Origin of the sequence: Paenibacillus sp. FSL H7-0690, assembly GCF_037980415.1 — a bacterium.
GTDB lineage: Bacteria > Bacillota > Bacilli > Paenibacillales > Paenibacillaceae > Paenibacillus_AQ > Paenibacillus_AQ odorifer.
Window position 1 is genome coordinate 5,584,108 of sequence record NZ_CP150281.1, and the last position, 20,034, is coordinate 5,604,141.

The 20,034-nt window shown below is 45.7% G+C and carries 17 protein-coding genes and 1 tRNA gene; 3 read left to right on the top strand and 15 right to left on the bottom strand.

Going from position 1 to position 20,034, the window contains the following annotated elements; translation table 11 throughout:
• Positions 1-13 precede the first annotated feature (13 nt).
• The 11 genes from MHI32_RS24640 to MHI32_RS24690 all read right to left on the bottom strand — a co-directional run bounded on the left by MHI32_RS24640 (position 14) and on the right by MHI32_RS24690 (position 13,590).
• Positions 14-796 carry a CpsB/CapC family capsule biosynthesis tyrosine phosphatase gene (locus MHI32_RS24640; protein ID WP_340011139.1) on the bottom strand — a complete coding sequence of 261 codons (783 nt, stop codon included), beginning with the start codon at positions 794-796 and terminating at the stop codon, positions 14-16.
• Between the two features lie 104 nt (positions 797-900).
• A complete protein-coding gene (yihA, locus tag MHI32_RS24645; RefSeq protein WP_036685063.1) occupies positions 901-1,569 on the bottom strand; it encodes a ribosome biogenesis GTP-binding protein YihA/YsxC in 669 nt (222 codons plus the stop codon).
• A 12-nt stretch (positions 1,570-1,581) separates the two neighbouring features.
• On the bottom strand, positions 1,582-3,945 hold the full coding sequence (lon, locus tag MHI32_RS24650) for an endopeptidase La (protein ID WP_076129428.1): 2,364 nt from the start codon (positions 3,943-3,945) through the stop codon (positions 1,582-1,584).
• Between the two features lie 234 nt (positions 3,946-4,179).
• Complete coding sequence (gene lonB / locus MHI32_RS24655) at positions 4,180-5,889, bottom strand: ATP-dependent protease LonB (protein ID WP_038573063.1); 1,710 nt, start codon at positions 5,887-5,889, stop codon at positions 4,180-4,182.
• Between the two features lie 897 nt (positions 5,890-6,786).
• Entirely contained in the window at positions 6,787-6,930 is a 144-nt protein-coding gene (locus MHI32_RS24660) for a hypothetical protein (RefSeq protein ID WP_340011142.1), read from the bottom strand.
• 22 nt (positions 6,931-6,952) lie between these two features.
• Positions 6,953-7,624 carry a BlaI/MecI/CopY family transcriptional regulator gene (locus MHI32_RS24665; RefSeq protein WP_339188253.1) on the bottom strand — a complete coding sequence of 224 codons (672 nt, stop codon included), beginning with the start codon at positions 7,622-7,624 and terminating at the stop codon, positions 6,953-6,955.
• A 201-nt stretch (positions 7,625-7,825) separates the two neighbouring features.
• Positions 7,826-8,953, bottom strand: a complete 1,128-nt coding sequence (ispG, locus tag MHI32_RS24670) for a flavodoxin-dependent (E)-4-hydroxy-3-methylbut-2-enyl-diphosphate synthase (RefSeq protein WP_339188256.1) — start codon at positions 8,951-8,953, stop codon at positions 7,826-7,828.
• A 112-nt stretch (positions 8,954-9,065) separates the two neighbouring features.
• On the bottom strand, positions 9,066-10,322 hold the full coding sequence (gene clpX / locus MHI32_RS24675) for an ATP-dependent protease ATP-binding subunit ClpX (RefSeq protein WP_036685052.1): 1,257 nt from the start codon (positions 10,320-10,322) through the stop codon (positions 9,066-9,068).
• 12 nt (positions 10,323-10,334) lie between these two features.
• A complete protein-coding gene (clpP, locus tag MHI32_RS24680) occupies positions 10,335-10,925 on the bottom strand; it encodes an ATP-dependent Clp endopeptidase proteolytic subunit ClpP (protein WP_076129430.1) in 591 nt (196 codons plus the stop codon).
• A gap of 386 nt (positions 10,926-11,311) precedes the next feature.
• Positions 11,312-12,646, bottom strand: a complete 1,335-nt coding sequence (gene tig / locus MHI32_RS24685) for a trigger factor (RefSeq protein WP_076303255.1) — start codon at positions 12,644-12,646, stop codon at positions 11,312-11,314.
• Positions 12,647-12,744: 98 nt separating this feature from the next.
• A complete protein-coding gene (locus MHI32_RS24690; protein ID WP_036685042.1) occupies positions 12,745-13,590 on the bottom strand; it encodes a hypothetical protein in 846 nt (281 codons plus the stop codon).
• Between the two features lie 279 nt (positions 13,591-13,869).
• Here MHI32_RS24690 and MHI32_RS24695 point away from each other — a divergent pair.
• Positions 13,870-13,943 (top strand) — tRNA-Arg (locus MHI32_RS24695).
• A 792-nt stretch (positions 13,944-14,735) separates the two neighbouring features.
• Here the strand turns inward: MHI32_RS24695 and pstA are convergent.
• The 4 genes from pstA to MHI32_RS24715 all read right to left on the bottom strand — a co-directional run bounded on the left by pstA (position 14,736) and on the right by MHI32_RS24715 (position 18,995).
• Positions 14,736-15,563: a phosphate ABC transporter permease PstA gene (gene pstA / locus MHI32_RS24700; RefSeq protein WP_076194563.1), complete on the bottom strand. Its 828-nt coding sequence runs from the start codon at positions 15,561-15,563 to the stop codon at positions 14,736-14,738.
• 50 nt (positions 15,564-15,613) lie between these two features.
• Positions 15,614-16,561 carry a phosphate ABC transporter permease subunit PstC gene (gene pstC / locus MHI32_RS24705; RefSeq protein ID WP_036685038.1) on the bottom strand — a complete coding sequence of 316 codons (948 nt, stop codon included), beginning with the start codon at positions 16,559-16,561 and terminating at the stop codon, positions 15,614-15,616.
• Positions 16,562-16,643: 82 nt separating this feature from the next.
• Positions 16,644-17,504, bottom strand: coding sequence for a phosphate ABC transporter substrate-binding protein (locus tag MHI32_RS24710; RefSeq protein WP_038573065.1), 861 nt, complete (start codon positions 17,502-17,504; stop codon positions 16,644-16,646).
• Positions 17,505-17,558: 54 nt separating this feature from the next.
• A complete protein-coding gene (locus MHI32_RS24715) occupies positions 17,559-18,995 on the bottom strand; it encodes a stalk domain-containing protein (RefSeq protein WP_340011144.1) in 1,437 nt (478 codons plus the stop codon).
• A gap of 340 nt (positions 18,996-19,335) precedes the next feature.
• Between MHI32_RS24715 and MHI32_RS24720 the strand changes: the two genes are divergently transcribed.
• Together MHI32_RS24720 and MHI32_RS24725 are read left to right on the top strand one after the other, a co-directional pair.
• Positions 19,336-19,524 carry a hypothetical protein gene (locus MHI32_RS24720; RefSeq protein WP_339188264.1) on the top strand — a complete coding sequence of 63 codons (189 nt, stop codon included), beginning with the start codon at positions 19,336-19,338 and terminating at the stop codon, positions 19,522-19,524.
• 60 nt (positions 19,525-19,584) lie between these two features.
• Entirely contained in the window at positions 19,585-19,764 is a 180-nt protein-coding gene (locus MHI32_RS24725; protein WP_339188267.1) for a hypothetical protein, read from the top strand.
• The last annotated feature ends 270 nt before the right edge of the window (positions 19,765-20,034 follow it).

Below are 20,034 nucleotides of genomic sequence, written 5' to 3' on the forward strand. Positions count from 1 at the left end.
TTAGGTAGATTAGTCAGCCCTTTCGGAAAAAAAATCCAAACAATTTTTGTCGGTTTCCCCTTGTTTGTACGTATTTTCCATGAATAACCTCGCCATTGGTCATAATTTGCTGAGCATTGCCGCGAACATAGTCACGCATCTCAGGGCCTAATTCTTTCTCCATAACCACATAAGCAGCGTTTAATCCAAAAGGACGATGAACACTGTCATGTGCATCAGAGGCCAACACATGTACTGCATTTCTACGGCATAGCTCCAGCGACAATCTCTGTAGCTTATTCCCGAAAACGCCTGCAAGACTCTGTGCGGTTACCTGTCCAAGTGATCCTAGCTCTATCAATCTCTCTAGTTTAGAAGGATCAGCAGCTATTTCAGCATTGCGCTCCGGATGGGCGATGACCGGAACGAACCCTTGAATGATCAGCTCGTGGCAGATTTCTTCCATGTTACGTGGTACTCGTGAAGAAGGCATTTCCAGTAAAATATACCGCGAATCTGCAAGACTCAGCAGTTCCCCCCGCTCCAGATCATTCAGCAGATCACCGTAGATACGGATCTCTTGACCTGAAAGAACAAGCAGTGGATTACCAGCCTGACGAAGTCTTTCATTCATCAGCTCCACAGCTTCTTTAATCTTGGGGGCGTTATTCATATATTGACCGTTGGCATGATGTGGCGTGGCGATGACTGAAGTAATCCCTTCTCTGTGGGCGTCTTGCGCCATGGCAAGAGCAGCTTCCCAATCAGAGGCTCCGTCATCCAAAAAGGGTAAGATGTGGCAATGAATATCTATCATATGTTATCTATCGGTCCTTTTCCATAGAAATTTTAGTTTTATCAACAAAAAAATACAACCATTCCCACCAGGAATGGTTGCTTGATTGTAAATGAGTTCATATCTTACGCTTCGGTTGACTCCTCTTGCTGAGATTCATTTGCTATCATTTCAGCATCCTCTGAATCCGGAGATTCATTCTCAGAAGGACGAATATACCCATCGATTAAGCCCCAAAGCTCGTCTTTGCCGAGACCAATTTCCGAGGAGAATGGAATAAAATTATCCCCTGGCAGCACGCCCAGCTCCTGCTTCATGGTCTTGATATGCTTTTGCCAGCGTGTCTTCGGAATTTTATCCGCTTTGGTCGCTACAACACACATAGGAAGATCATAATGCTTCAACCAGTCGAACATCATCTTATCATTGCTGGTAGGCGAATGCCGCAGGTCCACAATAAGCAGAACAAGCTTCAACGTATCGCGCTCAGAGAGGTATTTTTCAACCATTTTACCCCATACCGCGCGTTGCGTCTTGGAAACCTTGGCATACCCGTAACCTGGAAAGTCAACAAAATACATGCTGTCTTCATTGATACGGTAATAGTTCATGTGTTGTGTCTTACCAGGCGTGGAGCTTGTCCGAGCCAGATTCTTACGGTTAATCATTCGGTTAATGAGGGAAGACTTCCCCACATTGGAACGCCCTGCCAGAGCAACCTCTGGCAAGGAATCATCAGGGTACTGATCAGGGCCAACGGCACTGATAATAAATTCGGCAATATTAACTTTCATAGGACTTCCTTTCTAATGCACACTACTCGGTGGCTCACTGCTAATTTCATTATGATGCTCAACTAACGCATGATGCAAGACCTGATCCATATTAGATACAGGTACGAACTCAACATCATTACGTACGCTCTCAGGAATATCTTTCAAATCCCGTTCATTGTCTTTGGGAAGAAGGATCTTTTTATATCCAGCTCGGTGAGCAGCAAGAGATTTCTCTTTCAATCCACCAATGGGCAATACACGTCCCCGCAAGGTGATTTCACCTGTCATCGCCACATCCTTCGAAACATAACGTTTCGTGAGTGCGGAGATCAATGCGGTTGCAATCGTAATCCCTGCTGACGGACCATCCTTTGGAATTGCACCTTCCGGAATATGGATATGAATATCAATCTTCTCATAAAAATCGGGCTGGAGCCCCAGCTCCTCCGCCTTCGAACGAGTATAGCTGAATGCGGCCTGTGCCGACTCCTTCATTACATCGCCAAGCTGTCCGGTGAGGGTTAGTTTACCTGTTCCCTGCACAACCGTAACTTCGATCAGCAATGTATCGCCGCCAACCTCAGTCCAAGCCAGCCCAGTGACCGTACCGATCTGATCTTCAAGCTCGGCCATACCGTAACGATATTTAGAAGCCCCAAGATAATCCTTGATGTCATCAGGAAGAATGACCACTTTCTCTTTTTCCTCAGACACGATTTGTTTCGCAGCTTTGCGGCATAATGCTGCAATCTGCTGCTCTAAATTACGCACACCGGATTCACGGGTATATTCGCGGACAATGCGTAATAAGCTATCGTCTTCGATAATCAGTTGATCTTCTGCAAGACCGTGGTTTTTCTTCTGCTTAGGCAATAGATAACGGCTGCCGATTTGTAGTTTCTCCAGTTCCGTATATCCCGGAATGAACAACATTTCCATTCGATCCAGCAAAGGACGCGGAATATTATGCACTACGTTCGCTGTTGTTACAAACATTACGTTCGACAAGTCGAACGGCAGCTCTACAAAATGATCACTAAACGTGTTGTTTTGTTCTGGATCCAACACCTCAAGCAGCGCTGAAGATGGATCTCCACGGAAATCCGCAGCCATCTTATCGATTTCATCCAATAGGATAACCGGATTAATCGTACCCGCCGTCTTCATGCCTTGGATAATCCGGCCCGGCATCGCACCTACATAAGTCCGGCGATGACCTCGAATCTCCGCCTCATCACGTACACCACCTAACGAGATACGGACGAACTTGCGGTTGAGCGAACGGGCGATGGAACGAGCCAGTGAGGTTTTCCCCACCCCCGGAGGACCTACAAGACATAAAATCGGACCCTTAAGCTTCTTAACCAGCTGCTGAACAGCCAAATATTCCAATACCCGTTCCTTTGGTTTTTCCAAACCGTAGTGATCCTCATCAAGTACCTGCTCGGCCTTTTTGATGTCAAGATCATCCTCTGTCTGTTCACTCCAAGGGAGACTAAGCAGCCAATCTACATAGTTGCGAATGACGCCGCCTTCCGCAGAGCTGACTGGCATTTTTTCCAGCCGATCGATTTCTTTCTCCATCTTTTCTTTCACACGTTCTGGAACATTTTTCTCTTCCATTAGCGTCCGCAGCTCTTCCGCTTCTCCTACCCGGCCTTCCTTCTCGCCGAGTTCTTTCTGGATCGCTTTCATTTGCTCACGCAAATAATATTCCTTCTGCGTCTTTTCCATCTGCTTTTTGACACGTTGATTGATCTTACGTTCAAGCTCCAGCACTTCACGCTCATTATTAAGAATATCAAGAAGCTTCTCCAGCCGTTTACTAACATCAATCGTCTCGAGAATTTCTTGCTTATCCTTAATTTTTAGCGATAAATGACTCGTAATGACATCCGCAAGTCGACCAGGCTCTTCTATATCGGATACAGCAGCGAGGGTCTCTGGGGTCACTTTTTTGGATAACGTAATATAGTGTTCGAACTGATTGAGTACTGTACGCATCAGCGCGTCACATTCTTGATCGCTATCTTCATCTTCCGGCAGCTCACGCGCCATAACCTCATAGTACTCATCATTATCGATATAATTAATAATTTCGGCCCGTTCTACACCTTCAACCAGTACACGTATCGTACCGTTTGGAAGCTTCAGCATTTGCCGCACATTGGCGACAGTACCGACCCGAAAAATATCGTCCTGACCTGGCTCTTCAATATTCACTTCCGACTGGGAACAAAGAAGAATCAAATTATCTTCAACCATAGCTTTCTCTAGCGCCCGAACTGACTTCTCACGGCCCACATCCAAGTGAAGAACCATGCTTGGGTACACAAGAAGCCCTCTTAGCGGCAATAAAGGAAAACGACGACCTTTTGTTTTATTTGTCATCATCGCTTTCGCACCTCCCATGGCTCTCAATTAATCTCATATGCATTCATTCTAACAAAAGCAGCCCCAAAACACCAACAGAGTCCTTAGATTTCAAGAAGAACCGACTTGCTTTTCCTTAAATAGAGACAACGTTTCTTGTAGTATTTAAAAAGGAAGCAGCAGAATTGCCTGCAGCCTCCTTTATTTTACAGCGACAAATCTCACCTTATTCTTCGAATTAGGGATCAATTTAGTTTAACCCTTTGCAGATTCACCAGCCGCATCGGCCTTCAGGAGTGAAGGTGCAGCGGAGAACAGCTCTCCAGCAACTGCAGGCAACCTTACATCTGCTGTATCGGCACCGAACAGATGACGGAACACCTCTTCTACTGTTTCCATTGGAATAACGCGTAATGGCGCGAGGTCAGCGAAGAGAGACTGCCAGTTTTCTTTTGGAATAAGCACTGTAGTGGCACCAGCTTGAAAAGCAGCTTCTACTTTGGCAATTACACCGCCCACTGGCTTAACCCGACCATGGATGCCTATCTCACCTGTGATCGCTACCGTGTTATCCACGGGAAGTCCACGAATAGCGGAGACAATCGCTACTGCCATCGCAACTCCAGCAGAAGGTCCGTCAATCGGTGTACCCCCTGGGAAATTCACATGTAGATCATAACGATCGGGCTCCAGATTCATCGTACGCAGTACGGTCAATACATTCTCAACTGAGCCCTTTGCCATACTTTTTCGCCGAATCGTGCGGGAGCCTCCACCGATCTCTTCTTCATCCACCACACCTGTCACGTTCAATCTGCCTTGGCCGTTCACAGCAGGCGCTGCGGAAACTTCGATTTCGAGCAGAGTCCCCATCCCCGGTCCATACACAGCAAGACCATTGACTAATCCAATCTGCGGTGCGGAAGGAATCTTGCGTTCCGTACGCAGTGGAAGCTGGCTGCTGCCTGCCACCCATTCCACATCAGCAGCATTTAGTGTATCTCTCTGCTCAGTTAAAGCTAATCCGGCAGCCAACTGAATCATATTAACTGCCTCCCGGCCGTTGGTTGCATACTGTTGCACCACAGTGACTGCTTCCGGACTTGGTTTAAGCCCAATTTTCTGTATCGCGTCACGCGCGATGACGGCAATCTCATCCGGCAGCAGCGGGCGGAAATAAATCTCCATGCAGCGCGAACGCAGCGCAGGTGAAATCTCATCCGGAGAGCGCGTAGTAGCGCCAACTAGCCGGAAATCAGCAGGCAATCCATTTTGAAAAATATCATGAATATAAGCCGGAGTATTATTATCCTCCGAATTATAATAAGCGCTCTCTAGCAGGACCTTCCGGTCTTCAAGCACTTTAAGCAGCTTATTCATCTGAATAGGGTGAAGCTCTCCTATCTCATCCAGAAAAAGAATCCCGCCATGCGCCTTAGTGACCGCGCCCGGTTTCGGCTGTGGCACACCCGCCACACCCATGGCCCCTGCACCTTGATAAATAGGATCATGCACAGAGCCGATCAACGGGTCAGCAATACCACGCTCATCAAAACGAGCGGTAGTGGCGTCAATCTCTGTGAATTTGGCGTCACTTTTAAAAGGAGAAAGCACATTCTTTTTCGCCTCTTCCATGACAACACGTGCTGCCGCAGTCTTGCCCACTCCCGGCGGACCATAAATAATCACATGCTGCGGATTAGCGCTGCAAAGTGCGGCTTTCAGGGCGCGCAGCCCATCTTTTTGCCCGACAATATCTCCAATAGAAGCCGGACGTGTTTTCTCCGACAATGGTTTAGTTAATGTAATCATCCTCATTTTCCGTAACTTGTCCAGTTCCTTGCGCGACTCTCGTTCTACTGCTGTCTTATTTGTCTTCTGACCCCGCAGCAGATTCCAAAAGTATACGCCGATAACCAGCGCGAAAAAGAGCTGCACGATCATCACAACTATACTTAATTCCATAGGTCATCCTCCTGTTTCGTTCAGTCTACCTTTCCACCCTTGGCTACTATTAGGTAGTATAGCCGTTTCGGTAATTAGTAAACGCGAATTTGAGGATTTGTTGAATTGTTGCAGTAGGATAGACTCTGATAATTAACTATAAGGGCATTAATGAGTATGGGGAGTACGAATGTAGCTTAGGTAAATTTTAAAAAGGAGATTGTTGAGGAGGTTGGAGAGGAAGGAATGCGGAGAAATGAGGGAGAGATTAGTGGAAAGGGAATTTGAGTAACTGTGGTGTTAAGGGGAATCGTCATACTTAGTAACTGAGGATCGTGATCGGTGCTACGTGGGGGTAAGGAACCTAGTTGTGCGTACCGCTAAGGGTAAGGGCGTCGGGAGTTTCCTGTAGACGTTTAGTTTGTTGAGTTCGAGGAGGTACTTTTAGAAGCTGAGTCAGTTGGACGCATTGGGTTACTTCTAAAAGCTGAGTTAACTGGGGATGGTGAGCTACTTCTAGAAGCTGAGTTAGCTGGGGACGGTGGGTTACTTCTAGAGGCTAAGTCAGCTGGGCATGGTGAGCTACTTTTAGAAGTTGCGTCAGTTTACCTCTAAGATGCAGAGTTAACTTAGTTTGCTGAACATATCCCTTTGTATCTCCTATGCCCGTAGAAACATCCTATTTAGTACAAAAATCTAAGTATCATTGGTACCCTGCCAAATAATTAGGGAAATCCTCCCTATTTATCAGTGATTCACGACCTCAAAGCTGCCAATTAGGGAAATCCTCCCTGATTATTGGACGAATCACACATAAATAGGAGAAATGTTCCTTTTATTAGGGAGTTTTTCCCTAAAAAGCTTGATTTTGAGCCATAATCGGCTTATTTCAGGGAGTTTTTCCCTAATTGTTGCGTTTTACTTCATAACGGACTTCACATCAAGCTCCTTCACATACCTTCTTTTCAAATTTCCACCTTCAACAAAAGCCATGGCCAACATTGTTACGCCTATATGATCAGCCCCATCAAACACTTCTGCTACACCTGCTCCATCAGCCACCAGCCATCAGCCTTTACAAATATCAATCCCAGTAATAAAGAACATCACGAGCCAGCTTATACTCAACATTTTTGACGCCGATTCCCCTCTTCACAGGAGTAAGCCAGCCTTTTTCACAGAGATTCTTTAGCATCATGCGTACTGTTTTGGGATCTAGCGTGAAATAATCAGCGACTTCTTTAGGGCGTATCACCCCAGCTTGACGCACCACTAAACGCATGATTTCCTTCTCAGCGATTAGCAGTCTGCCACGCGGTGCATCTACAATTTGGTAGCGGCTTAGCGCCAAACGCAGCAGTGTAACACATAACTCAGGGCGCTGTTCAACATCATCATAGGCAAATGAAATTACTTGATAACCCATTCCGTACAGAAAAGTTTCACGATTTAGCTCATTACAATACTTCAGCCTATCCATGTCTCTTACATGAGCTGCATACCCTTTGATCTCAAACAAAAGCTTGATCGGCCCCGGCAAAAAAGCAAAATCAGCAAAATAAGCTCGTCTTTGTAAATCCAGCACCTCATACTCCGGATGAAGATTATTGAAATCACCACAAAGCGGCCACCAGACATTCTGCAAAAATAATTTCTCGGCGTGGCCATGCCCTCTCTCCAGCCTCCCCCGACGTTCGCCCGTTCTGCTTGCAAGATGCTGCGCAATAAATTTTTCATGGGCTTGTTCATAGTTCATGTTTACTCATCCCTTCCTCCAAAATGGAAATAAACGCAAAAAAAACGCCCCATGAGCCCCGGATATACCGGAACTGCACAGGACGTTCTTCGCCACTTAGATCACTACTTACCTAACGTCGCCCAAAATTACTATACGATGCTAAGAAGTGTTTATAATATTATGAGATTGAAAATTCTTATAAATACCATTCAGACCAAGTTACTTCGATTGCACCGGAGGTGCAAGGTTAGCGTGGGCGCGGCCTGGGATTTCGCCCGTTGCCTCGTAAGCCACCACGATCGCATCAATTTCCTTTTTCAGCTCGTTCACGAGTTCTGCTTCAGGCACTTTACGGATCATTTGGCCGTAACGGAAAAGCAAACCTTCCCCACGAGCGCCAGCAATACCGATATCTGCTTCACGTGCTTCACCAGGACCGTTAACAGCACAGCCAAGGACGGAAACTTTAATAGGCACCTTAAGCTTCGAAATGTATTCTTCCACCTCATTAGCGATGGAGAAAAGATCGATATCCAGTCGTCCGCAAGTCGGACAAGAGATCAGCGTCGCCGCGTTAGAGATCAGACCAAACGTCTTCAGCAGCTCACGCGCCACCTTAATCTCTTCAACCGGATCGGCACTAAGCGAGATACGCAGTGTGCTGCCGATGCCCATAGAGAGCAGTGCACCAATACCTGCGGAGCTCTTCACTGTACCAGCAAACAATGTGCCAGATTCTGTAATCCCCAAGTGCAGTGGATAAGGGATAACTTCCGCAGCCTGACGGTAAGCTTCGATGGCCATTGGCACATCGGATGCTTTTAGAGAAACGATAATGTCGTGGAAATCCAGTTCCTCCAGAATCCCAATATGGTATAACGCACTTTCTACCATGGCTTCTGGGGTTGGATATCCGTATTTCTCCAAAAGGTGATTCTCCAAAGAACCAGCGTTTACACCAATCCGAATCGGAATTCCTTTTTCTTTACATGCTTTAACTACCGCTTCTACCTTTTCGCGACGACCAATGTTCCCCGGATTAATCCGTACTTTATCGATGCCGTTCTCGATAGCCATCAACGCTAGCTTATAGTTGAAATGAATATCCGCTACGAGTGGGATATGAATCTGTTTCTTGATCTCCTTGATTGCGGCAGCCGCCTCTTCATTGTTGACAGTTACGCGTACTAGCTGGCAGCCTGCTTCCTCAAGCCGCAATATTTCAGCTACAGTAGCCTCCACATCAGCGGTTTTGGTTGTACACATGCTTTGAATCGCAACCTCGTTGTTTCCCCCAATAATGAGCCCGCCAACATTGACAGGACGGGTTTGGTGTCTCAAGAACATGATTTTTCTCCCCCATAACGCCAAAGCTCCACCCCTTCGCTCCCGCTAATGTGAAGCGGGATAAGCGGAAGAAAGGTGGAGACTGTGACATGTATTGTTAAGGAAAAGCGGCTTACGCGCTTTCCTCTTTCTTCTTGTCTTTCTTAAGGTTGAGCTCAGGCAAAGCTTTCTCCTGAACGACCTGTTCCGTGATCACACAATCCTTAATATCATCGCGTGAAGGAACTTCATACATCACATCGAGCATGATGCTCTCAATAATCGCGCGCAGTCCACGGGCTCCCGTATTACGTTTGATCGCTTCCTTGGCAATTGCTTCGAGTGCCAATGGTTCGAACTTCAACGCTACGTTGTCCATTTCCAGCAGCTTGATATATTGTTTAGTGAGTGCATTTTTAGGCTCGGAAAGGATACGTACAAGCGTATTCTCATCAAGCGGCTCCAAAGTCGAGATGACTGGCAGACGGCCTACAAATTCAGGAATAAGACCGAATTTGAGCAAATCTTCAGGCAATACCATCGACAAATATTCGCCAGGCTTAAGATCCTTTTGTCCTTCAACTGCTGCGTTGAAGCCAATGATTTTTTTACCGATACGGCGTTTAATCATTTGCTCCAGACCGTCAAAGGCACCGCCAACGATGAACAGGATGTTCGTCGTGTCGATCTGAATAAACTCCTGGTGAGGATGCTTACGTCCGCCCTGCGGAGGCACAGAAGCAACAGTTCCTTCCAGAATCTTCAGAAGCGCTTGCTGCACACCTTCGCCGGAAACGTCACGAGTAATGGACGGATTCTCGGATTTACGTGCTACTTTATCAATTTCATCAATATAGATAATGCCGCGTTCGGCTTTCTCCACATCGTAATCTGCAGCTTGAATGAGTTTGAGCAGAATGTTCTCAACATCCTCGCCAACATAACCAGCTTCCGTTAAGGAAGTAGCGTCTGCAATAGCAAAAGGAACGTTGATAATCTTCGCCATCGTTTGTGCTAACAAGGTTTTACCAGAACCTGTTGGACCGAGCAAAAGGATATTACTCTTAGTCAGCTCAACATCTTCGATCTTGCTTTGGCTGTTCACGCGCTTGTAGTGGTTATAAACCGCTACAGAAAGAGATTTCTTCGCTTGCTCTTGACCGATTACATATTGATCCAAAATATCACGAATTTCCTTTGGTTTTGGAATATCCTTCAGATCAAGCTCTTCCTCATGACCGAGCTCTTCTTCCACAATTTCCGTGCAAAGCTCGATACATTCGTCACATATATAAACGCCCGGTCCTGCTACAAGCTTACGAACCTGCTCTTGTGATTTACCGCAAAAAGAACATTTCAATTGCCCTTTTTCATCATTAAATTTAAACATCTAACCACCCCTTTAAGATTTCATCGGTGAAGAAAGAACCTGGTCAATAAGCCCATATTCCTTGGCTTCTTCCGCGCTCATGAAGTTATCGCGGTCTGTGTCCCGTTCGATTTTTTCAAGGGGCTGACCTGTGCGATCTACATAAATTTGATTCAGCTTCTGTCTCGTCTTGAGGATCCAGTCAGTGTGAATCCAAATATCAGACGCTTGACCTTGAACACCGCCGAGCGGTTGATGAATCATAACTTCGCTGTTGGTCAGCGCATATCTTTTGCCCGGCGCCCCAGCTGTTAGAAGGAGCGATCCCATGCTTGCTGCCATCCCTACACAAATGGTTGAAACATCCGGTTTGATATATTGCATCGTATCGTATATACCCATGCCGGCTGTTACTGAACCACCGGGTGAGTTGAGGTACAAGTGAATGTCCTTCTCGGGATCATCTGCTGCCAAAAACAGCAATTGAGCAATAACCAGATTGGCGACATCATCGTCAATCGCACTGCTTAAGAAAATGATGCGATCCTTGAGCAATCTGGAATAGATATCGTACGAACGTTCTCCACGACTTGTTGATTCCACAACCATTGGTACCAGACTCATGCCACCAACCTCTTTTCTCTGTACAGATTAGTCTTATCGTTTCAGAAATATTTTAACACGTTCACGGCGCGATGTCATTTTTTCACTACAGTGGACAGTCCGCTGCTTGTGAATTGTGACGTTACCGCCCCTATTACCTTATTGCCATACGTTCATACGGATACCTATGTAGTCACATATATTTGCGGCCGAGGATAAAAATAAGGCACGTAACGAAACTTACGTGCCTTATCATATCTGTATGGAGGCCGTGTAACTTGGCCGTTCTAGGTAGTGTCAAGCTAAAACGCCTTCGGCGTCCTTTTAAGGACGGTAAGCGTTTATGCGAGAATTATAAGAATAAAGTATAAAGTGAAACTTATACCTTCTTATAATTTTAAAATATCCTACTCAGCTTTAGTGTCTTCAGCAGCTGGTGCTTCTTCTACTGCTTCAACTTCTACACTATTGCTAACAAGGAAATCAATGGTTTTACGCAACGAAAGCTCTTCGTTCAAGCTGCCCAGTGAACCGTTAGCTGCCAAGATGCTGCGGATTTCTTCTGGAGTACGTTTGTAAGCTTCAGCCATAGTAGCCAACTCTTCGTTAACTTCTTCTTCGGAAACTTCAATGTTCTCTTGTTTTGCGATAACTTCCAATACCAGGTTGTTGCGAACGCGTTTTTCAGCATCGCCTTTCATTTGGTTCTGCAAGTCTTCACGAGTTTGGCCGGAGAAGCTAAGGAACATATCCATGTTCATGCCTTGTTGACGAAGACGAGTGTCGAAGTCACGAACCATATTCTCAACTTCACTGTTGATCATAGCTTCAGGGATTTCAACTTCAGCGTTAGCTGCTGCTTTATCAACAACTGCATTCTCACGAAGGCCTTTCAGTTCTTCCTCTTTACGGGATTCGAGCTGAGCCTTCAAATCTGCTTTGTACTCATCCAAAGTTTCGAATTCACTTACATCTTTAGCGAACTCATCATCCAATGCAGGAAGTTGTTTGCGTTTGATTTCGTGCAGCTTCACTTTGAATACTGCTTTTTTACCCGCAAGGTTCTCTGCATGGTATTCATCAGGGAAAGTAACTTCAACATCTTTGAAATCTCCAGTAGCCATTCCTACCACTTGCTCTTCGAATCCTGGAATGAAGGAGTTGCTGCCAAGCTCAAGAGAGTGACGTTCAGCTTTTCCGCCTTCAAACGGTACATCATCAACATATCCGTCAAAATCGATTACAGCGATGTCGCCGTTAGCTGCTGCTTCTTCTTCAACTACTACAAGCTCAGCATGACGTTCTTGCAGACGAGCAAGTTCAGCACTCAACTCTTCTTCAGTCACTTCAGCTTTTTGTACTGGAACTTCCAGACCTTTGTAATCGCCGAGCTTCACTTCAGGTTTAACCGTGATCTTCGCTTTGAAGATAAAGGATTGGCCTTTAGCAAATTGCTCAATATCAACTTCAGGACGGTCTACAGGGAAGATGTCAGTTTGTTCAACTGCTTCACCATAAGCTTCAGGAAGAAGAATGTCGATTGCATCTTGGTACAAGCTTTCTACACCAAAACGGGATTCAAAGATCGGCCGAGGTACTTTACCTTTACGGAAGCCTGGTACGTTAGCTTTTTTAACGACTTTGTTAAAAGCTTTATCAAGTGCTGCTGTTACGCGTTCTGCGTCTACTTCTACTTCAAGAACTCCAAGGTTCTTCTCTATTTTTTCCCATGTTGCTTTCATATTATACTTTTCCCTCCAAAATATAGGTTCACAAGTTTACTTCAAATAATGATACAATCCACGCACAGAATAACCATTATATTATATACAACATTACTTTATTTATCAAGTAGAGAAGTCTTTACAAAACCCTTGAGAGCACGATAAGCTCCCTCAAATTGAAAGCGCATGCCGTCTGTGATGCCATACATTCCACGTGTCTCTTCCTCTTGTCGGGAGCCGTTTAAACTCTCAGAAACAAATTGGTGCAACGCTCCTGCCCAAATATCCAGCAAAACGTCTTCGCCTTCCAGCAATTTCCGATATTCATCCGACCCATAAATCGACATGATGAACTGGCCCCAGAGCTCTTGTGCAAAATAATACAGCGTAGGCTCATGCACCTCAGCCTGCCCGGCTACCCGCTCCAGCACATGACTCACCTGCGGAGGAAAATCCTCCGTCTGCAGTGGCACGCTCTCGATCTCTACAAGTACCTTTTCATGTCCGCGAATCAGCTTCACTGTTCCCTGCATCCCACGCCGCTTAAGCGTCTGCAAGGTCCGAAATTGCAGCAGTGGATGAACATTATCCCCCTGTAGCCAAGTGGTCAGCTCCTCGTCAACGCCGCCACCTTCCAGATAGGATAGCTGCTCTAGTGCAAGTATTGTCGCCTCAGACAGAGGCTCGTTCATCACCCGCTGCAGCAGCTTTTTGGGATACCCCGTATCCTCGTTCATTTTAGATTTGGCCAAAAAGCGGGCCATATCCTCTTCCCTTAAATCTTCGTCTTCGGGGTGAACAGCTCCCTCCGCATCTCCATTCTGGGACGCGTAAGGAAATGCCGTTTCGAGCCATTCCAGCAGGGACCGCCATTCCTCGTAATTTCGCTCTTCCTGTCCTTGACACTGCAGCAAAAAACGAAGCAGCTCCATCGCTTCCCCGTAGCGTTCACTTTCCAGCATCACCGTCAGCTGGATTTGATAATAGTCCAGTGTCTTGGGGAACAGGACGATATTCTCTTTGGTGGCGGGGGAATCCGAATGTTTAATGAGGGCACCTCCTTATGTCTACTTATGTGAATGGAATCCTAACCATTATAAAAGTTATTAATACCTTAAGCTTCTTCCGAAACTTAATAATTGTAGATTATAGCATACCCCGTACTCTTTTTAAAAAACAGCTTGAAAAAAAACACCCCATATGATATGATAATCCCTGCTTGCTTTTCTGCCAGCAACCATGTCCCGGTAGCTCAGCTGGATAGAGCATGCGCCTTCTAAGCGCACGGTCGGGGGTTCGAATCCCTTCCGGGACGTCATATAGAAACAGCCTTCCTTCGGGAAGGCTGTTTCTGTGTTCAGGGGAGAGGTTGGGCGGAGCTCAGGAGAAGGAATAGGCGGAGCTCAGGGAGTCACTGGGACGAATAGACGACTGAACGACTGAGCTTAAAATTCGCCGCTCTGGATTAGTTGAGTTTCAGAGATTAATGGAGCTTGGATTCGAAGCTCAGAACTTGATGAAAACTTTAGCCTTGTCGGAGCTCAGGATCCGATAGAGCTTAGCATTCGAAACTTAGAATTCAGTGAAAACCCATGCCTCGTCGGGCTATGAGTCGATGGAGCTTAACCTTTGATGCTCGCTCGGACTTGGTCACACTTAGAACTCATTGGGGCTCAGGGTTCTGTGAAGCTTAGCAATCGATGATCAGTTTCTATGAGTCAATACCACATCATACCCCGCCGCATTAGAACATCACGGCTGCTTTTCCGGAGAAACGCCGCTACATGCTATCTAATTGCATTTTCTGCAACTAAAAGTACCCTTTTACCTCCAAAACTCGCTTTAATTGCATTTCATACACTTATACACTCACCACTCATCGACTATTAATCTTCAAATTCCCATTTCTGATTTTTAAATATGGGAATTTTTTCAGTTTTTTATAAGCTAAGCGTGGCCAATCCAATTACTCAAAAGACACGCGCATTAGCAATTTTATCGAAGGATGAGAGTACCTTTGCTTATTTAATCGGGAATAAAAAAACTGTTCACGGCGATTTCTCGCCGAGAGACAGTTTTTTATGCATGTCTTCCTATATTAGCGGAATCAGCGCCCTTTGCGACGATTTCCGAGCCAGAGCGGAAAACGGAAGGCAAAGTTAATAAACAGAACTACAAATACGAGTACGGCTGCTGATTTGTCAGCGATTTGCCGCGCATCTTCTACAATTGCTTCAGATTGTACATACCATAGATGCACTGCCAGGGTTTCTCCCGGCGAGAACAGATTAAAGTCCCACATTTCGCCCGAGGTACTGAGGCCAGCGGTAAGGATAATAACCGCAGACTCCCCGAAGGCGCGCCCAGCAACGAGACAAATTCCAGTAACAATGGCTGACATTGCAACGGGTAGAACTACTGTGCGGATCACATGGAATTTAGTCATGCCCAGTGCATATCCAGCTTCACGCATCTCCCCAGGAACAGCACGAACCGCTTCCTCCGTCACACGTGCAAGCATAGGCAGATTCAAAAGCGCCAAGCTTACCCCACCGCCAAGAATCGTCAGGCCGATTCCAAAATATTCAGCAAATATCGCAAGTCCAAGCATACCAAATACAATTGAAGGAACCGAAGAGAGAGCTTCTACACATATACGCAGGCCGCCTGTAAAAGCATTATCCGGAGCATACTCCGCCATATAAATCCCCGCACCTAAACCGATAGGGACGGAAATAAGCAGCGAGATGAACAAAATATAAAAAGAGTTGAAAAGTACAGGACCGATCCCGCCACCTACGTCAATCTCTTCAGGCTGTTTAATCAGGAAGTCAGGCCGCAGCGCTGGCAGACCTTTACTAAGAATCGTGAAGAGCAGCCAGAAGATTAGCAGCATAACTAAAGCCCCAAGCGTATAAAACCCTATAGTCGCCATCTTATTGCGTCTCTGAGCACGCGCTGTATGCTTTGTACTTGCGAATCCGTTCACGCTGCATCCCTCCTTTTTCTACCCAGCACGCGGATGATCAGAATCAGTACAAATGAAATCACCAGCAGAAGAAAGGCCATCATATGTAGGGCATAATTCCAGGTTGACTCAAACTCTACATTCGAGATTTGCATAACGATGTTACTAGTCAAGACCGAGGCAGGTGTAAATAAGGTTTTTGCCAACTGTGGTGTGTTTCCGATAACCATAACTACAGCCATTGTCTCCCCCACAGCACGAGTCATCCCGAGAATGACCGCGGAGATAATTCCTCTGCTAGCCGCAGGCAAAACAACACGCATAATAACTTGCAGACGGGTAGATCCAAGAGCGTACGCAGCATCCCGATATTTGCGTGGAACAGCGACAATTGCATCATCACTGATTCGGCAAATTGTTGGCAGGACCATTAATGCGAGCACGAGGGCCGCAGCCAGTAATCCATCGCCCAAGCTCTCCCCACTAACTCTACGAAGAAATGGAAGTAATACCGTTAAGCCTAAATAACCATATACTATAGAAGGTATACCAACGAGCAAATCGAGCACCGGGCGAATGAAGGTCTTCATCCACTTCGGAGCAATCTCCGCACAGAGCACGGCCATACCCACAGAAATAGGTACTGCGATCAGCAGGGTCAAAGCCGTCAGTGAAAGTGTATTTACGATGAAGGCAGCAGCCCCAAAGGAGTCCTCTTCAGGCGTCCAGTTAAAAGAAAAGAAAAAGTCCGCAGGCGAGAGATGACCAAACAGAAGCAGCGCCGTTTTGCCGATAAATAGAATTACAAGTCCAAGCACGAAGCAAAGTGCAAGAATGCTGAATAAGAAATAAAAGCGGAATAATCGGTTGCTAAACATATGTCTACTGTGACGTTTGGAGTTGGCGCTAACTTCTGTAACGCCCTCCTTAACCTTAGTTGCCAGGTTGTGGACTGGTGCCCCCATACTTTCCCTCCTGTAAGCGGCCAACCCCGTATCAAAATCGGGGCTGGCCGCTGTTACCGTTCAATATGATCTTCAGATGTTATTAACCCTTCATTGCTGCGATCGGAATGAATTTAAGCTTTTTCAGAGAACCTTGTTGGAACTTTTTGCTTTGTACGTATTCGATAAATTCTTTAGTTGCGCCAGTAGGTTGGCCTTTAGTCATGTAGTAACCATAAGCCCAAATCTTATAAGAACCGTTAATTACGTTGTCTGTAGTAGCTGCGATACCGTTGTGTTTCACTGCTTTTACGTCGCCACTTACATAAACAAGGTCGATATAACCGATGGAGTTAGGAGTAGTTCCTACTGCTGTTTTCATGTCGCCGGATGAACCTGTTTCTTTGTAGTTCTTAGCTTTTTTAACGATATCTCCGCCATCCAAGGCTTTAGCTTGATAGTTAACGCGGGTACCAGAACCGAAAGAGCGAGTGATGACAACGATATCTGCATCTGCGCCGCCTACTTCTTTCCAGTTGGTAATTTTGCCAGCGAAAATGCCTTTAAGTTGTTCTGTTGTGAGGTTATCTACACCCACATTTTTGTTTACAATCGTTGCAAAAGGAATGACAGCTACTTTGTTCGCTACCTGTCCGTCAAAAGCTTTGAAGCCTGGTACGTCGATGCTAGCATCCCAGTCGCAAGCGCCGATATCAGCGATGCCTTTTTTCACAGCTTGTGGTCCAGTTACAGAACCTTTACCAGATGCTGCGATTTTTACTTTAGGGTGCAGCTTTTGGAATTCTTTTGCCGCTTGCAAGGTCAATGGAAGAAGTGCGGTTGAACCGTTAACGGTGATTTTGCCACTAAGTGAATCTGCTGCTGCTGCAATCCCTGCAAAAGATGCGGTTACCGCGATTACGGCTGTTAAAGCCGTTACTGTTAATTTCTTGAAGATTTTCATTGTACTATTTTCTCCTCTCGGCTCTAGGCCGTTAAAATATGTTTGGAATAATAATTATTTAGTCAGTTGCAGCCCTTTACCGTCTTGGATAACCCATACGCTGTCGCCGCTCACAATCGCAAGCTTGCTTCCGTCTTTAGATACAGATACTTCAGATACATCTTCAGCCGTACGGAACAGTTCGGTCTTTGCCCCACTACCATCGATAGAATAGATCACTGTGCTTCCGTCTGCCGTAGTACCTGCCACTACCAAACCATTGCTAACGCCAGTGGACCAATTCACTTCGATATCAAGTGCAATATTAGTGCTGGTTGCGTCCGCTTTTACAAGCTTCAGGGTATTCTTCGCATTGCCGTCTGCATCTGCGCTCAGGTATGCCACATTTCCATCAGCCAAAATCTCTGGGTAAAGCTTGTTATCCGCTGTGGTTGTTAATGCAGCTGGTTTAGCATCTTTTGTAGCCAGATCAAGCTTGTAAAGCTGCTCTCCTGCCGAGCTGAAGTCTACCGTAAGAGAATCTTCTGTGCTGTCTGCATCATTTTTAGCAACACCCGTCAAATTAACGATATAAACGGCGTTTTTTTCGTCAGCAGAAATGCGCAGTTCAGATTTATTCTCAACCTTGTCAGCCAAAACGGATTTAACATCACCAGTCTCTACTGAGATTTTAGCGATTTTTTCTTGCTTGTCTCCTTGGATGAAGTAAATGCTTTTCCCATCTTTGGACCAAACCAGATCTGTCTTCACGCTATTGTCGGTGCCTAGTGTTTTAACAGCTCCGCTAGACAAGTTAATCAGATTCAGCAAACCTTTCTCATCATTAAAAGCTCCCCACTGTTGATCCGGCGATACTGCAAAGTCCACCGCACTGTCATTTGACGAAAACACTTCATAGTTACCTGGTTCTGTACTGAATTTGATAAGCTGAGTAGTTTCAGCATCACTTTTGTTCGCAATCAGGTTACCAGCTGCCGTCCAGTGCAAAGTATCAAACAATCCTTCCGGACGTGCAAAGCTCAAAATCGTGCTAGCATCAGCGTCCAGCTCTCCACCTAATGCAATAACTAACTTAGTCAGCTCTACATAGGTTTTACCGTTATAAAACACTGGAGCCACTGTGAACGATTCGGAATTACCATCTACTTGATAGCTCTTTGAGCCTGTTTTGAGTTGCACATTATGTAGTCCTTTGCTGTCGTTAAGTTCAAACCCGCTTGTTCCCAGTACTACCTTAGCCCCAATTTCACCAGCTACCTGAGTCAGCGAGTAAAGCTTGTAACCACTGCTGTTAATGGTGTTAAACACAATCGGCGTTCCGTTTACATTCCAAGTAGTTGTACCTTCTTTAACTGCTGTAACAGCAGCGACTTGATTGGTAGCTACAGATTTTACATTACTGCCGGTGCTAGCTGCAGATACACTTCCAACGCCTACTGTTGCAAGAAGTGCTGAAGCCAACGTTGCGCTAATCCATTTACTGTTTTTCAATTAGATTCACCCTTTTCGTATAGGTAACTGCTAATGTCATTTTCGTCTACAATTGTCAATTCTGTTGCAGAGGAATGTAATGGAAATATTAACTAGTATTCTTTTTTTAAAAAAATCAGGTATATTAGCTCATTTAACAATTTTCTTGCTCTAAACCAAATGAACTAAACAGCAAAAACAGCCTTTTTTCGTAAAAAGGTGCTTGGTGTGGCTACCTTATTGAGTTGGAGAATTGTTTGGGATTGGTGAGACGTAGGGACTAATTTGAGATTGCAGGCGGGTGGGGGAAGCTTGTTGCCGAGGTGGGCGGGTGGAGTATATTGGGAGGTCGCTTGGGCGGGTGGGAAAGCTTGTTGAGGAGGTCGATGGGCACTTGGAGTATATTACGGAGGCCGCTGGGCACTTGGAGTATATTGCGGAGGTCGCTTGGGCGGGTGGGGAGCGTATTACGGAGATCGCTTGGCGCGTGGGGAAGCTTGTTACTGGCGAGAGTCTGCTATCAATTATGTGGCTGCTGCTTACGATTTAAAAACTAACTGGTCTGTTGGGGCGCTTTCTGCGTAAGGGGCATCGTAGGAGATTCGGCTGATTGTACGGGATTTATACCGTTCTTTTACTGACTTTAGTAGGATTGGGCTCATTGTGCGGGATTTATACCGTTCTTTTGCTAACTTTAGCGGGATTGGGCTCATTGTGCGGGATTTATACCGTTCTTTTGCTAACTTTAGCGGGATTGGGTACATTGTACGGGATTTATACCGTTCTTTAGCTGACTTCAGCAAGAATGAGCTCACTGTACGGGATTTATACCGTTCTTTTACTTGATTTATCTAAATCATGCCTATTTAGTGGCATTTATGCCCTTCTTTTGTCTGGTTTAGGTAAACCCGTGCTATTGTGAGGCATTTATGCCTTTCTTTTAGCTGATTTAAGTAGATCGACGCCATTTAAGGGCATTTATGCCTTTCTATTACCTAGTTTAGGCGGACTGGCGCTATTTAGTGGCACTTTTGCCTTTTATTCAGATCATCTCTATCTA